This is a genomic window from Solwaraspora sp. WMMA2065, assembly GCF_030345075.1.
GTDB lineage: Bacteria > Actinomycetota > Actinomycetes > Mycobacteriales > Micromonosporaceae > Micromonospora_E.
Map to the genome: position 1 here is coordinate 1 of NZ_CP128361.1, position 18803 is coordinate 18803.

Below are 18803 nucleotides of genomic sequence, written 5' to 3' on the forward strand. Positions count from 1 at the left end.
GGGAACATCTGGGGCGAGGCCGGCATCATGCGCGAGATGGCGGCCCGGGGCGCGGCGCTGGTCGCCGAACCCGGCAATCTCGTGGCCCAGCTCGCCAGAGTGCTCGACGAGCCGTCGTTCACCGACGCCGCCACGCAGTTGCGCAAGGAGATGCTCGCCACGCCCAGCCCGCGCGACATCGTGCCCGACGTCGAGGAGATCGCCGGGGCACGGGCGAAGGGAGACGGCGATGGCCGCCGATGATTCGCGGTTGCTCGACTATCTGCGTCGCGCCACCGCCGAGCTCAAGGAGACGCGTCGGCGGCTGGACGCGGCCGAGCAGCGGGACCGGGAACCGATCGCGATCGTGGGGATGGCGTGCCGGTTCCCCGGTGGGGTGGTCTCGCCGGAGGGGTTGTGGGATCTGGTGGTGGGTGAGGGGGATGCGACTGGTGAGTTTCCGGTGGACCGGGGGTGGGACACGGAGGCGTTGTTCGATCCTCGGCCGGGTCGGGTGGGGCGGTCGTATGTGCGTCGTGGTGGGTTCCTGTATGACGCGGCGGGGTTCGATGCGGGGTTCTTCGGGGTGGGTCCGCGTGAGGCGCGGGAGATGGATCCGCAGCAGCGGTTGTTTCTTGAGGTGTCGTGGGAGGCGTTGCGGCGGGCGGGGGTGGAGCCGGCGTCGTTGGCGGGTAGTCGTACCGGTGTCTACGCCGGGGTGATGCACCACGACTACCCCGAAAGCAGCGGGCTGGGCAGCGCGGTCTCCGGTCGGGTGGCGTACCACCTGGGTCTGGAGGGGCCGGCGGTCGCGGTGGACACGGCGTGTTCGTCGTCGTTGGTGGCGTTGCATCTGGCGGTCAACGCGTTGCGTTCGGGTGAGTGCGAGCTGGCCCTGGCCGGCGGGGTGACGGTGATGTCCACCCCGGAGGTCTTCGTCGACTTCAGTCGGCAGCGTGGGTTGGCGCCGGACGGGCGGTGCAAACCGTTCTCCGACGACGCCGACGGCACCGGCTGGGCCGAGGGGGTCGGCGTCCTCGCCGTCGAACGGCTCTGCGACGCCCAGCGCAACGGTCGACGGATCCTCGCGGTGGTGCGCGGCAGCGCGACCGGTTCGGACGGTGCCAGCAGCGGGATGTCCGCGCCCAACGGTCCGGCGCAGCAGCGGGTGATCCGGCAGGCGTTGACGGCGGCGGGGTTGTCGACGGTGGACGTCGATGTGGTGGAGGCGCACGGTACGGGCACCCGGTTGGGGGATCCGATCGAGGCGCAGGCGTTGTTGGCGACGTACGGGCGGGGTCGGGACGCGGATCGTCCGTTGTGGTTGGGGTCGTTGAAGTCGAACATCGGTCATGCGCAGGCGGCGGCGGGTGTGGGCGGTGTGATCAAGATGGTGATGGCGTTGCGGGCGGGGGTGCTGCCGCGGTCGTTGCATGTGTCGGAGCCGTCATCGCATGTGGACTGGTCGTCGGGTGGGGTGCGGCTGTTGACCATGGCGCGGCCGTGGCCGGACAGGGGTGGGCCGCGTCGGGCCGGGGTGTCGTCGTTCGGCTTCAGCGGCACCAACGCCCACGTGATCCTGGAACAGGCGCCCGACAGCCCCGCCGACACCGCTGCGGTGGCCACCCGCGAGTTCCAGCATGAACGCTTCTGGCGGCTCCCGCTGACCGACACCCTCGCCGCGGCCGGCCTCACCGGCGCCGGACATCCCATGATCGGGGCACTCGTCGAATCCCCCGACTCCGGCGAGATCCATCTCACCGGCCGCCTCAGCGTCGACGCGCAACCCTGGCTGGCCGACCACGTGGTGCACGGTCGGGTCCTGGTGCCCGGCACCGCCTTCGTCGAGCTCGCCATCCGGGCCGGTGACCAGGCGGGAACCAGCGGAATCGACGAGCTGATCTGCGAACGTCCGCTGGTGCTGCCTGAGCACGGCACGGTCGCCGTCCACGTCGTCGTCCGGGCCCTCGACGAGTCCGGCCGGCGCCCCGTCGCGGTGTACTCCCGTACCGACGCGGCCGACCAGCCATGGCAGCGCCACGCCAGCGGCCTGCTCGGCGCTGCCAACCTGGCCGCAACCGGGCCGCGGGCTCCGTGGCCGCCGGCCGGCGCCAGCACCGTGCCCGTCGACGAGCTGTACGACGAACTCGCCGACCTCGGCTACGAGTACGGGCCGGCGTTCCGCGCGACACGTGCCGCGTGGCGTCGTGACGACGAGGTGTTCGCCGAGGTCGCCGTGCCCGAACACGAGCACACCGACGCGACCCGGTTCGGGATCCACCCCGCCCTGCTCGACAGCGCCCTGCACGCGGCGATAGCCGGTGAGCGGGGTGCGCCCGGCGACGGCCACGCCTGGCTGCCGTTCGCCTGGACCAACGTCGCGTTGCACACGGCGGGGGCGGCCGCAGCGCAGGCCCGGGTACGGCACCTGGCCGACGGTTCCCTGTCCGTCACCCTCACCGCCGCCGACGGCGAACCGGTGCTCACCGTCGGCTCGCTGCTCGCCCGGCCCACGTCGGTCGACACCGCCGAAGTGGACTCCACGACCGGGGCCCTGTACCGCATCGGCTGGGACCGTCTCACGCTCGACGCCGCGACCGCACCGCCCGCGGTGACCGTCGGAGGGCCCGCGACCGGACCGGTCGACGCGTCCGGGACGGCGGTGCACGTCACCGACCTGGCGGCGCTGTCGGCCGCACTGGACGACGGTCGACCGGTACCACAGGTCGTGCTGCGCTACGCCGATGCGCCGGCGGTGCCCGACGTGCCAGCCGCTGTCCGCGAGCTGATCCACCAGGTGCTCACCGACCTGCGCACCTGGCTCGCCGACGAGCGGTTCGCCGCCTCCCGGCTCGCGGTCGTGACCCGCGAAGCGGCCATGGTCGAACCGGCAACGGCAACGGCTGCTGCTGCGGCCGCCGACACGGACCTGGACATGGTGGCCGCTCCACTCTGGGGCCTGGTCCGGGCCGCCGCCGCCGAACATCCCGGACGGTTCTGCCTGGTCGACGTCGACGACACCACGACCATGGCGGAGGTCGCCGCCGCAGCGAGCGCCGGCGAACCCGAGGTGGCGCTGCGCTCCGGTGCGGCGTGGGTACCTCGCCTGCGCCGGGTGGAAGTGCCCACCGGGCACGGGCGCCAGCCGGCGTTCGGCGCCGGCACCGTCCTGGTCACCGGAGGTACCGGAGGGCTCGGCGCCCTGCTGGCCCGGCACCTGGTCACCGAACATGGCGTACGCCGGTTGCTGCTGGCCAGTCGACGCGGACCTGCGGCCGCGGGTGCCCAGCAGCTGCGGGCCGACCTCACCGCGCTCGGCGCGCAGGTACGGCTGGTCGCCTGTGACACCGCCGATCGGGATGAGCTCGCCACCCTGCTCGCCAGTGTTCCCGACGCGCACCCGCTGAGCGCGGTGGTGCACGCCGCCGGAGTCGCCGACGGCGGGCTGATCGTCACCCAACGACCCGACCAGGTCGACGTGGTCCTACGCCCCAAAGTAGATGCCGCGTGGCACCTGCACGAACTGACCCGTGACCGCGAGCTGGCCGCGTTCGTCCTGTTCTCCTCCGCCGGCGGCCTGGTCCTGCCGGCGGGGCAGAGCGGCTATGCCGCCGCCAACGTCTTCCTCGACGCCCTCGCCGCCCACCGGCGGGCCACCGGCCTTTCCGCGTTGGCGTTGGCCTGGGGAGCCTGGGCGGGTCCGGCCGGCATGGCGGGCGGCCTCGACGAGCCGGCCCGCCAACGGCTGGACCGACTCGGGGTGCCCGCGTTGCCAGTGGACCGGGCGCTCGCCCTGTTCGACGCCGCGCTGCGCGGTGCCGAGCCGTGCCTGGCGCCGCTGCGGATCGATCCGGTCGCGCTGCGCGAGCGGGCAGCCGACGACCTGCCCGCCCTGCTGCGCGGCGTCGCCGGCCCGACCCGGCGGGTCAGTCGCAGCACGACTCCCGCAGCCGGATCCGGGCCGACGCTACGGCTGCACCACCTGCCGCCCGCGCAACGCGACGAGCAATTGCTCGCTCTGGTCACCCGGCACGTCGCCACCGCACTCGGGCACGATCGGCCGGACGCGGTGGACCCGCACCGCGCCTTCCAGGACATGGGCTTCGACTCGCTCGCCGCGGTCGAACTGCGCAACGCCCTGGCGGCGGCGACCGGGCTGTCACTGGCGGCGTCACTGGTCTTCGACCAGCCGACCGCCGTCGCCGTCGCCCGGCACCTGGCCCAGCAGTTGGAGACGTCCACGGACCCGGTGAAACCACTGCTGGACGAGGTCGACCGGCTGGCGACCACGCTGACGGCGGCCAGCGGGACCGTCAGCGACCGGGAGGCGGTCACCGACCGGTTGGAGGCGCTGCTGCGCAGTTGGCGTGCCAGCGGGGCGGCCGGCCAGCCGGCGGCACCGGACCTGGGTACCGCCAGCGACGAGGAGCTGTTCGCCGCGCTCGACACCGAGTTCGGCGTGACTGGACGGGGGTGAGTGACCATGGCGACCGCCGACGAGCTGCGTGACTACCTGCGGCGCGCCACCAGCGAGCTACAGCAGACCCGACAGCAGTTGCGCGCGGCCGAGGCACGTGACCAGGAACCGATCGCCATCGTGGCGATGGGCTGCCGCTATCCCGGTGGGGTGCGTTCACCTGAGGGCCTGTGGCGGCTGGTCGCCGACGAGGTGGACGCGATCGGGGAGTTCCCCACGGACCGGGGCTGGGACGTCGAGCAGCTGTACCACCCGCAGCCGGGTCAGCCGGGTCGCAGCTACGTACGCCACGGCGGGTTCCTCTACGACGCGGCCGAGTTCGACGCGGCGTTCTTCGGCATCAGCCCTCGGGAAGCGATGCGAGCCGACCCTCAGCGGCGGCTGCTGCTGGAGGTGGCCTGGGAGACGGCGGAGCGGGCCGGCGTCGACCCGACCTCGCTCGCCGGCACGTCCACCGGCGTCTTCGTCGGAGTGATGTACCACGACTACGCCGGTGGCGGCCCCACCGGCAGCCTCGTGTCCGGTCAGATCGCCTACAACCTGGGGTTGGAGGGACCGGCGGTCACCGTGGACACCGCCTGCTCGTCCTCGCTGGTCGCGGTGCACCAGGCGATGGGGTCGCTACGCCGGGGCGAGTGCACCCTCGCGTACGCCGGCGGTGTCACGGTGATGGGCACCCCGGAGCTGTTCGTCGACTTCAGCCGGCAGCGGGCACTCGCGCCGGACGGGCGGTGCAAGTCCTTCGCCGCCGCGGCCGACGGCGCGGCGTGGTCCGAAGGGGCCGGGTTGCTGCTGCTGGAGCGGTTGTCCGACGCCCGGCGCAACCGGCACCCGGTGCTGGCGGTGCTGCGTGGCAGCGCGGTCAACTCCGACGGGGCCTCCAACGGCATGTCCGCGCCGAACGGTCCCGCGCAGCAGCGGGTGATCCGCCGGGCGCTGCGTGACGCCGGGCTGCGGGAGTCCGACGTCGCCGTGGTCGAAGCCCACGGCACCGGCACCACGCTCGGTGACCCGATCGAGGCGCAGGCCCTGCTCGCCACCTACGGCCAGCACCGCGAACAACCGTTGTGGCTCGGCTCCATCAAGTCCAACCTCGGGCATCCTCAGGCGGCCGCCGGGGTGGCCGGGATCATCAAGATGGTACAGGCGATGCGGCACTCGATGCTGCCGCGGACCCTGCACGTCGACCGCCCGACCCCGCAGGTGGACTGGTCGGCCGGCAACGTCGAACTGCTCACCGAGGCCCGCAAGTGGCCGGTGAACGGCCAACCGCGTCGGGCAGGCGTGTCGTCGTTCGGCTTCGGCGGCACCAACGCCCACCTGATCATCGAGGAAGCACCGTCGGCGTCACCAGCGGCACCGCCGAGCACCGCCGGCCCGCTGCTGCCCCTGGTCCTGTCCGCCCGGACCGCCGCCGCGCTGCGCAGCCAGGCCCGGCGGCTGCTGCCGGTGGTCGCTGGCGACGAAGCGCTGTCCGACATCTGCGGCACGCTCGCCACCGGTCGCGCCGCCCTGCCACACCGGGCGGTGGTGCTCGCCGCCGACCGGGCGGCGGCGGTCGACGGGCTGACCGCTGTGGCCCGCGCGTCAACGGCGGCCTCGGTGGCCACCGGGTCCGCCGCGCCGGGCAAGCTCGCGTTCGTCTGTACCGGCCAGGGCGCGCAGCGGCTGGCGATGGGGCGCGAGTTGGCCGCCGCCTACCCGCCCTTCGCGCAGGCATGGGACGACGTCTGCGACCGGCTGGACACCCAGCTGCCCCGGCCGCTGCGTCAGGTCGTCGACGGCGGCGACGAGCAGGCGCTCAACCAGACGGTGTACGCCCAGGCCGGGCTCTTCGCCGTCGAGGTGGCGCTGATCCGGCTGCTCGCCGCCTGGGGGATCCGGCCCCAACTGCTGGCCGGCCACTCCGTCGGCGAGATCAGCGCGGCGTACACCGCCGGGGTCCTCTCCCTCGACGACGCGTGCCGGCTGGTGGTCACCCGGGGAACGCTGATGCAGAAGCTGCCTGCCGGTGGCGCGATGGCGGTGGTCCAGGCGCCGGAATCCGAGGTGACCCCGCTGCTCACCGGCGGGGCGGCGATCGCCGCGGTGAACACCCCCGACTCGGCGGTCGTGTCCGGCCCACGCGAGGCGGTGACCGCCGTGACCGAGCGGCTCGCCGCCGACGGCCGGCAGGTCATCTGGCTGCGGGTGTCGCACGCGTTCCATTCGCCGTTGATGGACCCGGTGCTCGACGAGTTCCAGGCCGCCGTGGCCACTCTCGACCTCCGTCCGCCCCAACTGCCGGTCGTGTCCACCGCCACCGGTCGGCCGGCGTCGGCACAGCTGGCGACCGCGCAGTACTGGGCGAGTCAGATCCGTCAGCCGGTGCGGTTCGCCGACGCCGTGACCGCGCTGCGTGAGCTGGGCGCGACCACCTTCGTCGAGATCGGGCCGGACGCGGCGCTGACCGGTCCGATGCGCGGCTGCCTGGGCGCCAGTCCTGACGTCCGGGTGGTGCCGCTGCTGCGCCGGGGCCGGCCCGAGCCGGAAACCCTGCAGCGGGCCGTGGCCGAACTGCACGTGCGGGGCATCACCCCGGACTGGTCGGCGGTGCTGGGGGGTACGCCGGAGCCGGTCGAACTGCCGACGTATCCGTTCGAACGGCAACGTTTCTGGTGGGTGCCGGCCCCGTACACGCCGCAGACGGAGCCACCGGCAGGGCCGGCGGCCGGGAAACAGTCGACGGACACCGCACCGACGGCCGGCACCGCACAGCCGGCCGACGCCGCACAGCCGGGCGGCAGCGGGGATCAGCCGACCCCGGTCGACTCCTGGCGCTACCGGGTGCGCTGGCAGCCGGTGGCGGACCCGCCGGGCCGGCTCGACCCGCCCGGACCGGGTCAGGAGAACTGGCTGGTCGCCGTACCGGCCGGGTATCCCTGGTCCGACGCGCTCGTCGCCGAACTCGCCACCGACGGCGTCAGAGTCCGTACCGTCGAGGTCGGTGACGGTGACCGGGAGAGCCTGGCCGCACGGCTCACCACACTCGCCGCCGCCGCCCCGCCGCACGGCGTGCTCAGCCTGCTCGCGTCGCACAACGACCCCGATCCGGCACACCCCACCCTGACCGGTGGCAGCCGGGGAACCGTCCTGCTCTGCCAGGCACTGGCCGACGCCGGGATCGAGGCACGCCTGTGGTGTGTCACCCGTCAGGCGGTAGCGGTGGACCGGTTCGACCTCCCGGCCGACCCGCACCAGGCGGCGATCTGGGGTCTGGGTGTCGGACTGGCGATCGACCAGCCGGACACCTGGGGCGGTCTGATCGACCTGCCCGCCCAGCCCGACCGGGAAGCGGTCGCCCGGTGCGTGGCGGTGCTGCGGGCCGGCGGCCCGGAGGATCAGCTCGCGATCCGGCCGGCGGCCACCTTCGCCCGTCGGATGGTGCGTGCCGGGCGTGACCCCGGCACCGCCGAATGGCGACCACGCGGCACGGTCCTGGTCACCGGCGGCACCGGGGGCGTCGGCCGGCACGTGGCACGGTGGCTCGCCGAGCACGGCGCCGAGCACCTGGTGTTGACCAGTCGGCGTGGACCGGAGGCGGCCGGCGCTGCGGACCTGGCCGCCGAGATCCGCGCACTCGGCGTCGAGGTGAGCATCGTGGCCTGCGACGTCACCGACCGGGCGGCACTGCGGCGGCTGCTCGACGGGCTGCCGGCCGTACCGCCGCTGACCGCGGTGGTCCACGCGGCCGGCACGCTGCACGGGCAGCGGCCGCTCACCCAGCTCACCGTCGCCGATTTCGCCGCCGCCGGAGCGGCGAAGATCTCCGGCGCGGTGCATCTGGACGAGCTGACCGCACACCTGCCGCTGGACGCCTTCGTGCTGTTCACCTCCGGCGCGGCGATCTGGGGCAGCGCCCAACAGCCCGGGTACGCCGCCGCGAACGCCTTCCTCGACGCGTTCGCGGTACGCCGCAGGGCTGCCGGTAGACCGGCCACTGCCATCGCCTGGGGGCCCTGGGCCGGTGGCGGCATGGTGGACGAGACGGCCAGCGCCCATCTGCGGCAACTCGGCATCCGTGAGCTCGACCCACGGTTGGCCGCCGGTCGGCTCGTCGAAGCCGGCGGGGAGGAGGCCGCACTGGTGGTGGCCGACGTCGACTGGGCGAGGTTCGGACCGATCCACACGCTTGCCCGGCCCCGACCGCTGGTCGCCGGACTGCTGCCGCCGACCGCCGGATTGGGGCAGCCGGTCGACCCGGCCGAGGCCGGCACGCTCGTGGTCCAGCTCGCCGGACTCGACGACGGCGACCAGTTGCAGGTCCTGTCGAATCTGGTACGGGCACAGGCAGCCGCGGTCCTCGGCCACGGCGACGCCACCGACGTCGCCCCTGGCACCAACTTCAAGGACCTCGGCTTCGACTCGGTCAGCGCCGTCGACTTCCGCGACCGGCTCGGCGTGGCCGCCGGCCTGCGGCTGCCGGCGACCGTCGTGTTCGACCACGCGACCCCGGCGGCGCTGGCCAGCTACCTGCGTGACGAACTGTGCGGACCGGGTTCCGAGGCGGAGCCGGTGCTGGCCACGCTGGACCGGCTGGAAGCCCTGGCCGGACCCCTCACACCGGACGAGATCGCGCGCACCCGCATCACCGGCAGGCTGCAGTCGCTGGTGAGCAGATTGACCGAAGTCGTCGACGGACCCGCCGTCACCACGGTCGTTGATCGGCTCGCGGAAGCGAGTGCCGATGACGTCTTCGACTTCATCGACAAGGAGCTGGGCTGATGGCCACTATGGACGACGACGGTAAGCTGCTGCAGTACCTCAAGCGGGTGACCGCGGAGCTCCATCAGACCCGCCGGCGACTGCACGAGGTGGAGTCGGCGGACCGGGACCCGATCGCGATCGTGGCGATGTCCTGCCGCTACCCGGGTGGCGTCACCAGTCCGGAGGAGCTGTGGCGGCTCGTCGTCGACGAGGTCGACGCGATCGGCCCGTTCCCCACCGACCGTGGCTGGACCACCGGTCCGCTGCCGACCGGTGACGAGGACGGTCCGGCCGACGGCCACGTCCGCGAGGGTGGCTTCCTCGCCGACCCGGCCGGCTTCGACGCCGAACTGTTTGAAATGTCGCCCCGGGAGGCCCTGGCCACCGATCCGCAGCAACGGATCATGCTGGAGCTGGCGTGGGAGACCTTCGAACGGGCCGGGCTCGCCCCGGATTCGCTCGACGGGGCGCAGGTCGGCGTGTTCGTCGGCAGCGGTGCCCAGGACTACTACGACGACTTGTCGGCGGCCGCGACGGAGGCCGTCTCCGCGTACTTCAGCACCGGCAACGCGGCCTCGGTCATCTCGAGCCGGATCTCGTACGCCTTCGGCCTGGCCGGCCCGGCGTTGACCATCGACACCGCCTGTTCGTCGTCGCTGGTGGCGCTGCACGTCGCCGCGCAGGCCCTGCGGCAGCGGGAATGCTCGATGGCGCTCGCCGGGGGCGTGATGGTCATGGCGACTCCGGGCCCGTTCGTCGCCTTCAGCAAGCAACGTGGTCTGGCATCGGACGGGCGGTGCAAACCGTTCTCCGACGACGCCGACGGCACCGGCTGGGCCGAGGGCGCCGGTGTCCTGCTGCTGGAACGGCTCTCCGACGCCCAGCGCAACGGGCATCCCGTTCTGGCCGTCATCCGGGGATCGGCGGTCAACCAGGACGGCGCCTCCAACGGCCTGACCGCGCCGAACGGGCTGGCGCAGCAGCGGGTGATCCGGCAGGCGTTGACGGCGGCGGGGTTGTCGACGGTGGACGTCGATGTGGTGGAGGCGCACGGTACCGGTACCCGGTTGGGGGATCCGATCGAGGCGCAGGCGTTGCTGGCGACGTACGGGCGGGGTCGGGACGCGGATCGTCCGTTGTGGTTGGGGTCGTTGAAGTCGAACATCGGTCATGCGCAGGCGGCGGCGGGTGTGGGTGGTGTGATCAAGATGGTGATGGCGTTGCGGGCGGGGGTGTTGCCGCGGTCGTTGCATGTGTCGGAGCCGTCGTCGCATGTGGACTGGTCGTCGGGTGGGGTGCGGCTGTTGACCCGGGCGCGGCCGTGGCCGGGTACCGACGAACCACGTCGGGCCGGGGTGTCGTCGTTCGGCGTCAGCGGCACCAACGCCCACCTGATCCTGGAACAGGCCGAGCCGGCCGGGGAAAGCGGCACCGGCGACACCGACCTGCCGCAGCCGACCCGCCGGTTCCACCGCAAACGCTACTGGTTGGACGATCGGGCACCGGCCGGAGATCTGGCGACCGTCGGGCTGGACCCCGCCGACCATCCCCTCCTCGCCGCCGTCACCGTCGTGGCCGACACCCAGGGCGCGGTGCTCACCGGGCGCTTGTCCACCGCCACCCACCCGTGGCTGGCCGAACACCGGGTCCACGGCGAGGTGATCCTGCCGGGCACCGCCTTCGTCGAGCTCGCCGTCCGGGCCGCCGACCAGCTCGGTTGCGCCCACATCGCCGAACTCACCCTGCACGCTCCGATGCGGCTGCCGGCCCACGGCGGCGTACGGATCCAGGTCGTCGTCGGTGAACCCGACCAGGCCGGTGCCCGGCGGATCAGCATCCACTCCCGGGCCGAGCAGGCCGTCGCGGCGCGGTCGTGGACCAGCCACGCCACCGGTCACCTCACCACCGCCCCGATCCCGTCCGGGGCCGATCAGCCGGAGGCCGAGCCCAGCTGGCCACCGGCCGGCGCGGAGCCGGTCCCGATCGACACCCTCGACGACACGCTGGCCGGTGCCGGTCTCGACTACGGGCCAGCCTTCCGCGGGTTGCGCGCCGTGTGGCGTCAGGGTGTCCGGCTCTGGGCCGACGTACGGCTGCCCGACCCCGGCGACGCCGACCGCTTCGGCCTGCACCCTGCCGTACTCGACGCCGCCACCCAGGCACTCGCCGTCGACCTGGGCGACGGGCAGGGCCACGCCCGGTTGCCGTTTTCCTGGTCCGGCGTCACCCTGCACGCCACCGGCGCCGCCGAACTGCGGGTCAGGTTCACCCCGACCTCACCGGACACGTACGCCGTGGCGGCCTTCGACCATGCCGGCCACCTCGTCGCCACCGCGACAGCGGTCACCTTCCGGCCGCTCGCCGCCGTCGCGGCGGCACCGGCGCGGACCGCCGACCTGCACCGGCTCGACTGGGTCCCGATCGCGGACCCGGGCCGTGACCGCCCGGCCGAGGGTGTGCACCTGCTCCGCCTCGACGAGGTCTGCGGCGACGACCCGGACACGATCCGTGAGCACTGCCGGCAGTTGCTGGCGACGTTGCAGCACTGGCTCGGTGACGCCACCAACAACGGCACCCGGCTGGCCGTCGTGACCCGGGGCGCCGTACCGGTCGCCGGCACCGGCGGTGATCTCGCCGGCGCGGCCGTCTGGGGGCTGGTACGGTCCGCCCAGGCCGAACATCCGGACCGGTTCCTGCTGGTCGACGCGGACCCGGTGGACCGCACCGACCCGTCCGGCGTCAGCGGCGTGGCCGCCACCGGCGACACGCCGGCCGACGCCGACACCCCCGCCGACGCCGACACCGTCGCTGCGGCGGTCGCGGCGGCGCTCGCCGCAGGGGAACCACAGGTGGCCGTACGCGGTGGCACGGCACACGCGGCCCGGCTGGCCCACCTTCCGGCGGCGGGCAACGCTCGACCGGTGCTCGACCCGGCCGGCACCGTACTGATCACCGGCGGGCCGGGATCGCTGGGTGCCATCGTGGCCCGACACCTGGTCGACCGGTACGCGGTCCGGCACCTGGTGCTGCTGAGCCGCCAGGGTGACCAGACCCCCGGAGCCGCCGCGCTCGTCGCCGAACTCGCCGAACTCGGCGCCCGGGCCCGGGTGGTCGCCTGCGACGTGGCCGACCGCGCCGCACTGGCCCGCGTGCTGACAGAGACCACCGCCCGGCGGCCGCTGACCGCCGTCGTGCACGCCGCCGGGGTGGTCGCCGACGGCGTCGTCACCGCGATGACCCCGCACCGGCTCGACGCCGTACTCGCGCCCAAGGTCGCCGGGGCGCTGCACCTGCACGAGCTGACCGCCGGGATGGACCTGGCCGCGTTCGTGATGTTCTCCTCCCTGTCCGGGGTGCTCGGCGCGCCGGGGCAGGCCAACTACGCCGCCGCCAACTCGGTTCTGGACGCGCTGGCGGCCCGGCGGCACCGGGCGGGGCTGCCCGCCGTCTCCGTGGCCTGGGGCCAGTGGGACACCGACGGCGGTATGACCGGAACGCTCGCTGAGGCCGACCGTGCCCGAATGGCCCGCGGCGGGGTACTGCCGCTGTCCGTGCCCGCCGGGCTGGCGCTGTTCGACGCCGCCGTCGCCGCCACCGCGCCCGCCGTCGTCGCCGCGGCGCTGCAACCGGCCCGGCTGCGTGCCGGCGACGGCGTACCGCCGGTCTTCAGCTCGCTGGTGGGTCCGCTCACCCGGCCGGCAGCGGGCGGCGGCACCGGGGCACTCGCCGCGCGCCTCGCAGAGCTCGCCGAGCGGGAACGGGCGGACCTGCTCCTCGACCTGGTCCGTACCCACGTCGCGACCGTGCTGGGACACGAATCACCGGAGGCGGTCGCCGCCGACCGTGAATTCCATCAGCTCGGCTTCGATTCGCTCACCGCCGTCGAGTTGCGCAACGCGTTGACCGCGGCGACCGGGCTACGGCTGCCGGCCACCCTGGTGTTCGACCATCCCACGGCGAACGCGGTGGCCGAGTACCTGCGCGCCGAACTCGTCGTCGGCGAGAGCCGGCCGGGAGGCGCCCTTGCCGTCGCGTCTTCGGCAGGCACCGACGAGCCGATCGCGATCGTCGCGATGGCCTGCCGCTACCCGGGCGGCGTCAGCTCGCCGGAGCAGTTGTGGACCCTCGTCGCCGACGGGGTCGACGCCATCGGCGAGTTCCCCGCCGACCGTGGCTGGCAGATCGACCAGCTCTACGACGCCAGCGGGGAACGGCCTGGCAGCACGTACGTGCGTACCGGGGGATTCCTCTACGACGCCGCCGATTTCGACGCCGGCTTCTTCGGCATCTCACCTCGCGAGGCGCCGACCGTCGACCCGCAGCAGCGGCTGCTGCTGGAGACCTCGTGGGAGGCCGTCGAACGGGCCGGCATCGACCCGTTGTCCCTGCGGGGCAGCGCTACCGGCGTCTTCGTCGGTGTCCAGTACCACGACTACGTGGCCAGCAGCTCCACCGGCGCGGTGGTGTCCGGTCGGGTGGCCCACCACTTCGGATTCGAAGGCCCGGCGGTCAGTGTCGACACCGCCTGCTCCTCGTCGCTGGTCTCGATGCACTGGGCGGCGCAGTCGCTGCGTACCGGGGAGTGCACGCTGGCGCTGGCCGGCGGGGTCACGGTGATGGCGACCCCGGAGACGTTCGTCGAGTTCAGCCGCCAACGCGGGCTGGCCCGCGACGGTCGCTGCAAGGCCTTCTCCACCGACGCCGACGGCACCGCCTGGGCGGAGGGCGCCGGGGTCCTCGTCCTGGAACGACTCTCCGACGCCCGCCGGCACGGTCACCCGGTGCTCGCCGTGATCCGGGGCTCGGCGGTCAACTCCGACGGCCGGTCCAACGGGCTCACCGCTCCGAACGGACCCGCCCAGCAGCGGGTGATCCGCCAGGCGTTGGCCAACGCCGGTCTGCGGCCGGGCGACGTCGACGTGGTGGAGGCGCACGGCACCGGCACGGCGTTGGGCGACCCGATCGAGGCGCAGGCCCTGCTCGCCACCTACGGGCAGGACCGGGACGAACCGCTCTGGCTGGGCTCGCTCAAGTCGAACATCGGGCACACCCAGGCCGCCGCCGGGGTCGCCGGAGTGATCAAGATGGTGCAGGCGATGCGGTACGCGACGATGCCGCGGACGCTGCACGTGACCGAGCCGTCGACGCATGTCGACTGGGCTGCGGGGAAGGTTCGGCTGCTGACCACGGACCGGCCGTGGCGGCGGACCGGCCAGCCCCGCCGGGCCGCGGTCTCGTCCTTCGGCGTCAGCGGTACCAACGCCCATCTGGTGATCGAGGAGGCAGACCCGCAGGATGCCGCCGTCACCGCCGGTGGTGACGGCGGTAGTGCGGCCGGCAGTGAGTCCGGCGGTGGGGCCGATGGTGGGGCCGATGGTGGGGCCGGCGAGCCGCCGGTGGTGCCGTGGCTGCTGTCCGGCCGTACCCGCCAGGCACTGCAGGCACAGGCGGAGCGGCTGCTGAACCATGTCGACGACACCGACGACGAAGCGGCCGACATCGGCTACTCCACCGTGTTCCGGCCACAGTTGGAGCACCGGGCCGTGCTGCTCGGCGCGGAGCGGGGCGACTTCCTGCTCGGGCTCGTCGCACTCGTCGACGGCGTCGAGGAGGCCGAGTCGGTGACCGGCACGGTCAGCAGCGGCGGCCTCGCCTTCGTCTTCTCCGGCCAGGGCGCGCAGCACCCCCGGATGGGACGGCAGCTCGCGGCCCGGTTCCCGGTGTTCGCGGCGGCGCTGCACGAGGTGACCAGCGAGTTCGACACGCGTCTGGACCCGCCGCTGGGTACGGTGCTCGCCGCCGAGCCGGGCAGCGCCGAGGCCGCGCTGCTCGACCAGACCGCCTACACCCAGGCCGGGGTGTTCGCCGTCGAGGTCGCCATGCTGCGGTTGCTGGAGTCGGTCGGGGTCCGTCCGGACCGGCTCGCCGGACACTCGATCGGCGAGCTGGCCGCCGCGTACGCCGCCGGCATGCTCTCGCTGTCCGACGCGTGCGCCCTGGTCGCCGCCCGGGGCACCCTGATGCAGGCGCTGCCGGCCGGCGGTGCGATGCTCGCCGTGCAGGCCAGCGAGGACGAGGTACGCCCGCTGCTGACCGGCCGGCTGGACCTCGCCGCCGTCAACGCGGCGCAGTCGGTGGTGCTCTCCGGTGCCGAGCAGGAGATCCGGGCCGTCGCCGAAAGGTTCGCCGGGCAGGGCAGGGCGGTGACCCGGCTGCGCGTGTCGCACGCGTTCCACTCGGCGGCGATGGAGCCGATGCTGGCCGCGTACCGCGAGGTGGTCGAGTCGGTCACCTTCCGGCCGCCCAGGGTGCCGCTGGTCTCCACGCTCACCGGCGCGGCGGCGGACCCGGAGCAGTTGTGCTCGGCGGAGTACTGGGTACGGCAGGTGCGCGAGCCGGTGCGGTTCCACGACGCGGTCCGCTGCCTCGAACGCGCCGGCGTCACCCGGTTCGTCGAGGTCGGGCCGGACGCCGTGCTCGTCCCGCTGGTGTCGCGCGGCGTCGCCGCGACGGCCACGCCGCCGACGGTCGCGCCGACGATGCGTCGGGGCCGCGACGAGCCGCGCACGTTGCTGGACACGCTCGCCCGGCTGCACGTGTGCGGCGTCGCGGTGGACTGGTCGGCGGTCCTCGCCGACCTTCCGGTGCGCCGGGTACCCCTGCCCACCTACGCCTTCCAACGCCAGAGGTACTGGCTGGACAGTGTCGCGGGTGCCCTCGCTGACCCGTCTGCCGGTGCTCATCCGCTCGTCGACCGGACGGTAGAACTGCCCGGCTCGGGTGGGTTGATGCTGACCGGCCGGTTGTCCGCCGCGACCCACCCCTGGCTGGCCGACCACGTGGTACACGGACTGACCGTGCTGCCCGGCGCCGGCCTCGTCGAACTCGCCACCCGGGCCGGCGACCAGCTCGGCTGCGGGCGGATCGAACAGCTCGACTTCGAACGTCCGCTGGTCCTGCCGGCCGGCGACAGCGTCGCCGTGCAGGTGGAGGTCGGTGCCGCCGACGAACGTGGGGCACGGCGTGTCCTGGTGCACTCCCGGGCCGGATCCGCCGGAACCGACCCGCCCTGGCAGCGGCACGCCAGTGGGGTGCTGGTGCCGGACACCCCGGCCGCCGACCGGCTGGCACCAGACCCGGAGTTCACCCAGTGGCCGCCGCCGGGAGCCACCCCGGTGTCGCTGGACGGCTGGTACGACGAGCTCGCCGCGACCGCCGGAATCGCCTACGGCCCGGTCTTCCGCGGGGTGCGCGCGGTGTGGCGGCGGGCCGACGAGGTGTACGCCGACGTCGCCCTGCCGGCCGTGGCCGGCACTGACGCCGCCGACTTCAACCTGCACCCGGCGTTGCTGGACGCGGCCTGGCAGTTGGTGGCGCACAGCCCGGTGGCGGCGGCCGGCCCGCTGCTGCCGTTCGCGGTGACCGGGGTGAGCCTGTTCGCCACCGGCGCCGTCGAGGCGCGGGTGCGCGTACGGGTCGCCGCGCCGGCGACGGTGTCGGTCGAGATCGTCGACGGCGCCGGTGAACCGGTCGCCACCGTCGACGCGCTCGCGCTGCGCCCCGCCGGTGACCTGGCGCAGGACCTCGACGACGTGGAGGTGTCCGCCGGTGACGGGTCAGCGGCCAGCCGCGACGGCGGAGGTCCGGGCGACGGGCCAGCGGCGGCGCTGCTGCGGGTCCAGTGGCAGCCGATCGCCGCACCCGACGTGTCGCCGAGCGTCGCCTGGCAGCTGGTCGGCCCGGACCGCTGGACGCTGGCGGCGCCGCTCACCGCGACCGCCGTACCGGACTTCGACGCCGTCGTCGCGTCGGCGGCCGACGGCGACGGCGAGGACCGGCCGGTGTTCCTGCTCAGCTGTGGCGGCGGCCCGGACCCGGACGTCGTGCACGGCGAGACCCGGCGGGCGGTCGACGCGTTGCGTACCTGGCTGGCCGACAGCCGGTTCGACGGGTCGAGGCTGGTGGTGGTGACCGGCGGCGGCGTCCCGGCCGGTGCCGTCGCCGACGTGGACCCGGCCGGTGCCGCCGTCTGGGGCCTGGTACGCAGCGCGCAGGCCGAGCACCCCGATCGGATCGTGCTGGTCGACGTCGAGCCGGACCGGGTCTCGCCCGCGCTGCTGGCCTCGGCGGTGTCCACGGGGGAGCCCCAGGTGGCGGTCCGCGACGAAGCCCTGTACGTGCCCCGCCTGGTGCCGAGCGGTCCGCCGCCGCAGGACGCGCCCCCCACGCCCCCGGACTTCGGCTCGGGCACGGTCCTGGTGACCGGGGCGACCGGCGCCCTCGGCCGGGTGATCGCCCGGCACCTGGTGACCGGTCACGGCGTACGGCATCTGCTGCTGACCAGCCGGCGGGGCATGGCCGCGCCCGACATGACGCGGCTGCGTACCGACCTGCTCGACCTCGGCGCCCAGGTGACGGTCACGGCCTGCGACGTCACCGACCGCGACGAGGTGGCACGGTTGCTCGCCACGGTGCCGTCGGAGCATCCGCTCACCGGCGTCGTGCACGCGGCCGGCGTTCTCGACGACGCGGTGATCGGCTCGCTGACCGCCGACCGGATGTCGAACGTGCTGCGGCCCAAGGTGGACGCCGCGTGGCACCTGCACGAGCTGACCAGGGACACGCCGCTCGCCGCGTTCGTGACGTTCTCCTCCGCCGCCGGGGTCCTCGGCCCACCCGGTCAGGCCAACTACGCCGCGGCCAACGCCTACCTGGACGGGTTGGCCGCCCACCGGCGGGCGCACGACCTGCCGGCCAAGTCACTGGCCTGGGGCCTGTGGTCCACTGCCGACGAGGGGATGGGTGGCGCACTGACCGAAGCCGACCTGCGGCGGCTCGCCGAGACCGGTGTCCACCCGCTCGACGCCGAGACCGGTCTCGCCCTGTACGACCGGGCGGTGGCCCTGCCCGACGCCGTGCTGGTGCCGATCCGGCTCGATCCGGCGAAGCTGGGGCCGGACCGGCCGGCGTTGCTCGACGGCCTGGCCGCGCCCCCGCCGACGGACGATGGCGCGACCGGGACGCGTCGGCGCTCCGCGCGGGACGCGAACGGCGGCGCGCCGACCGGTGGTGGCGGCGGCCGGCTCCGCGAGCAGCTCGCCGGCAAGTCCCGCCCGCAGGCGCAGGAACTGCTGCTGGAGATGATCCGCAGTGAGGCGGCGAAGCTGCTCGGGCACCCGGGGCCGGAGGCGATCGAGCCGGAGCGGGCCTTCAGCGAGCTGGGCTTCGATTCGTTGGCCGCGATCGGGTTCCGTAACCGGTTGACCCTGCTCACCGGCCGGCAGCAGCCGGCGACGTTGATCTTCGACTATCCCAACGCCGCCGCGCTGGCCCGGCAGTTCGCCGCCGACCTCGTGCCGGACACCGTCGACGGCGGCGCTGCGCTGCCCGACGACGAGATCCGGGCGGTGCTGAGCAGCATCCCGCTGGGCCGGCTGCGTGCCGCCGGACTGCTGGAGAGCCTGCTCGCGCTGGCCGGCGCGCCGACGCACCCGGCCGGCACGCCCCACCCGGCGGGCGGCTCCGCGATTGACGAAATGGACACCGAGAACCTCATCAGCATGGCCCTGCAGACGGCCGACTTCGGCGAGTGACGCGAGAG

Annotated in this window: 3 protein-coding genes and 1 pseudogene; all 4 read left to right on the top strand. The window is 74.0% G+C overall.

Annotated features, from left to right (window positions below; all coding sequences use genetic code 11):
* Nucleotides 1–36: 36 nt before the first annotated feature.
* The gene (locus O7610_RS00005; RefSeq protein WP_353850408.1) at nt 37–243 is read left to right on the top strand and encodes a nucleotide disphospho-sugar-binding domain-containing protein; all 207 of its coding nucleotides are present in this window, start codon (nt 37–39) and stop codon (nt 241–243) included.
* Nucleotides 230–4372, top strand: a pseudogene (locus O7610_RS00010) (SDR family NAD(P)-dependent oxidoreductase); the annotation flags it as partial. The gene O7610_RS00005 and the pseudogene O7610_RS00010, both read left to right, overlap by 14 nt.
* Nucleotides 4373–4456: 84 nt before the next feature.
* Nucleotides 4457–9220, top strand: a complete 4764-nt coding sequence (locus O7610_RS00015) for a type I polyketide synthase (RefSeq protein WP_475051078.1) — start codon at nt 4457–4459, stop codon at nt 9218–9220.
* Between the two features lie 8 nt (nt 9221–9228).
* Entirely contained in the window at nt 9229–18795 is a 9567-nt protein-coding gene (locus O7610_RS00020) for a type I polyketide synthase (RefSeq protein ID WP_289213714.1), read from the top strand.
* Nucleotides 18796–18803: the final 8 nt, after the last annotated feature.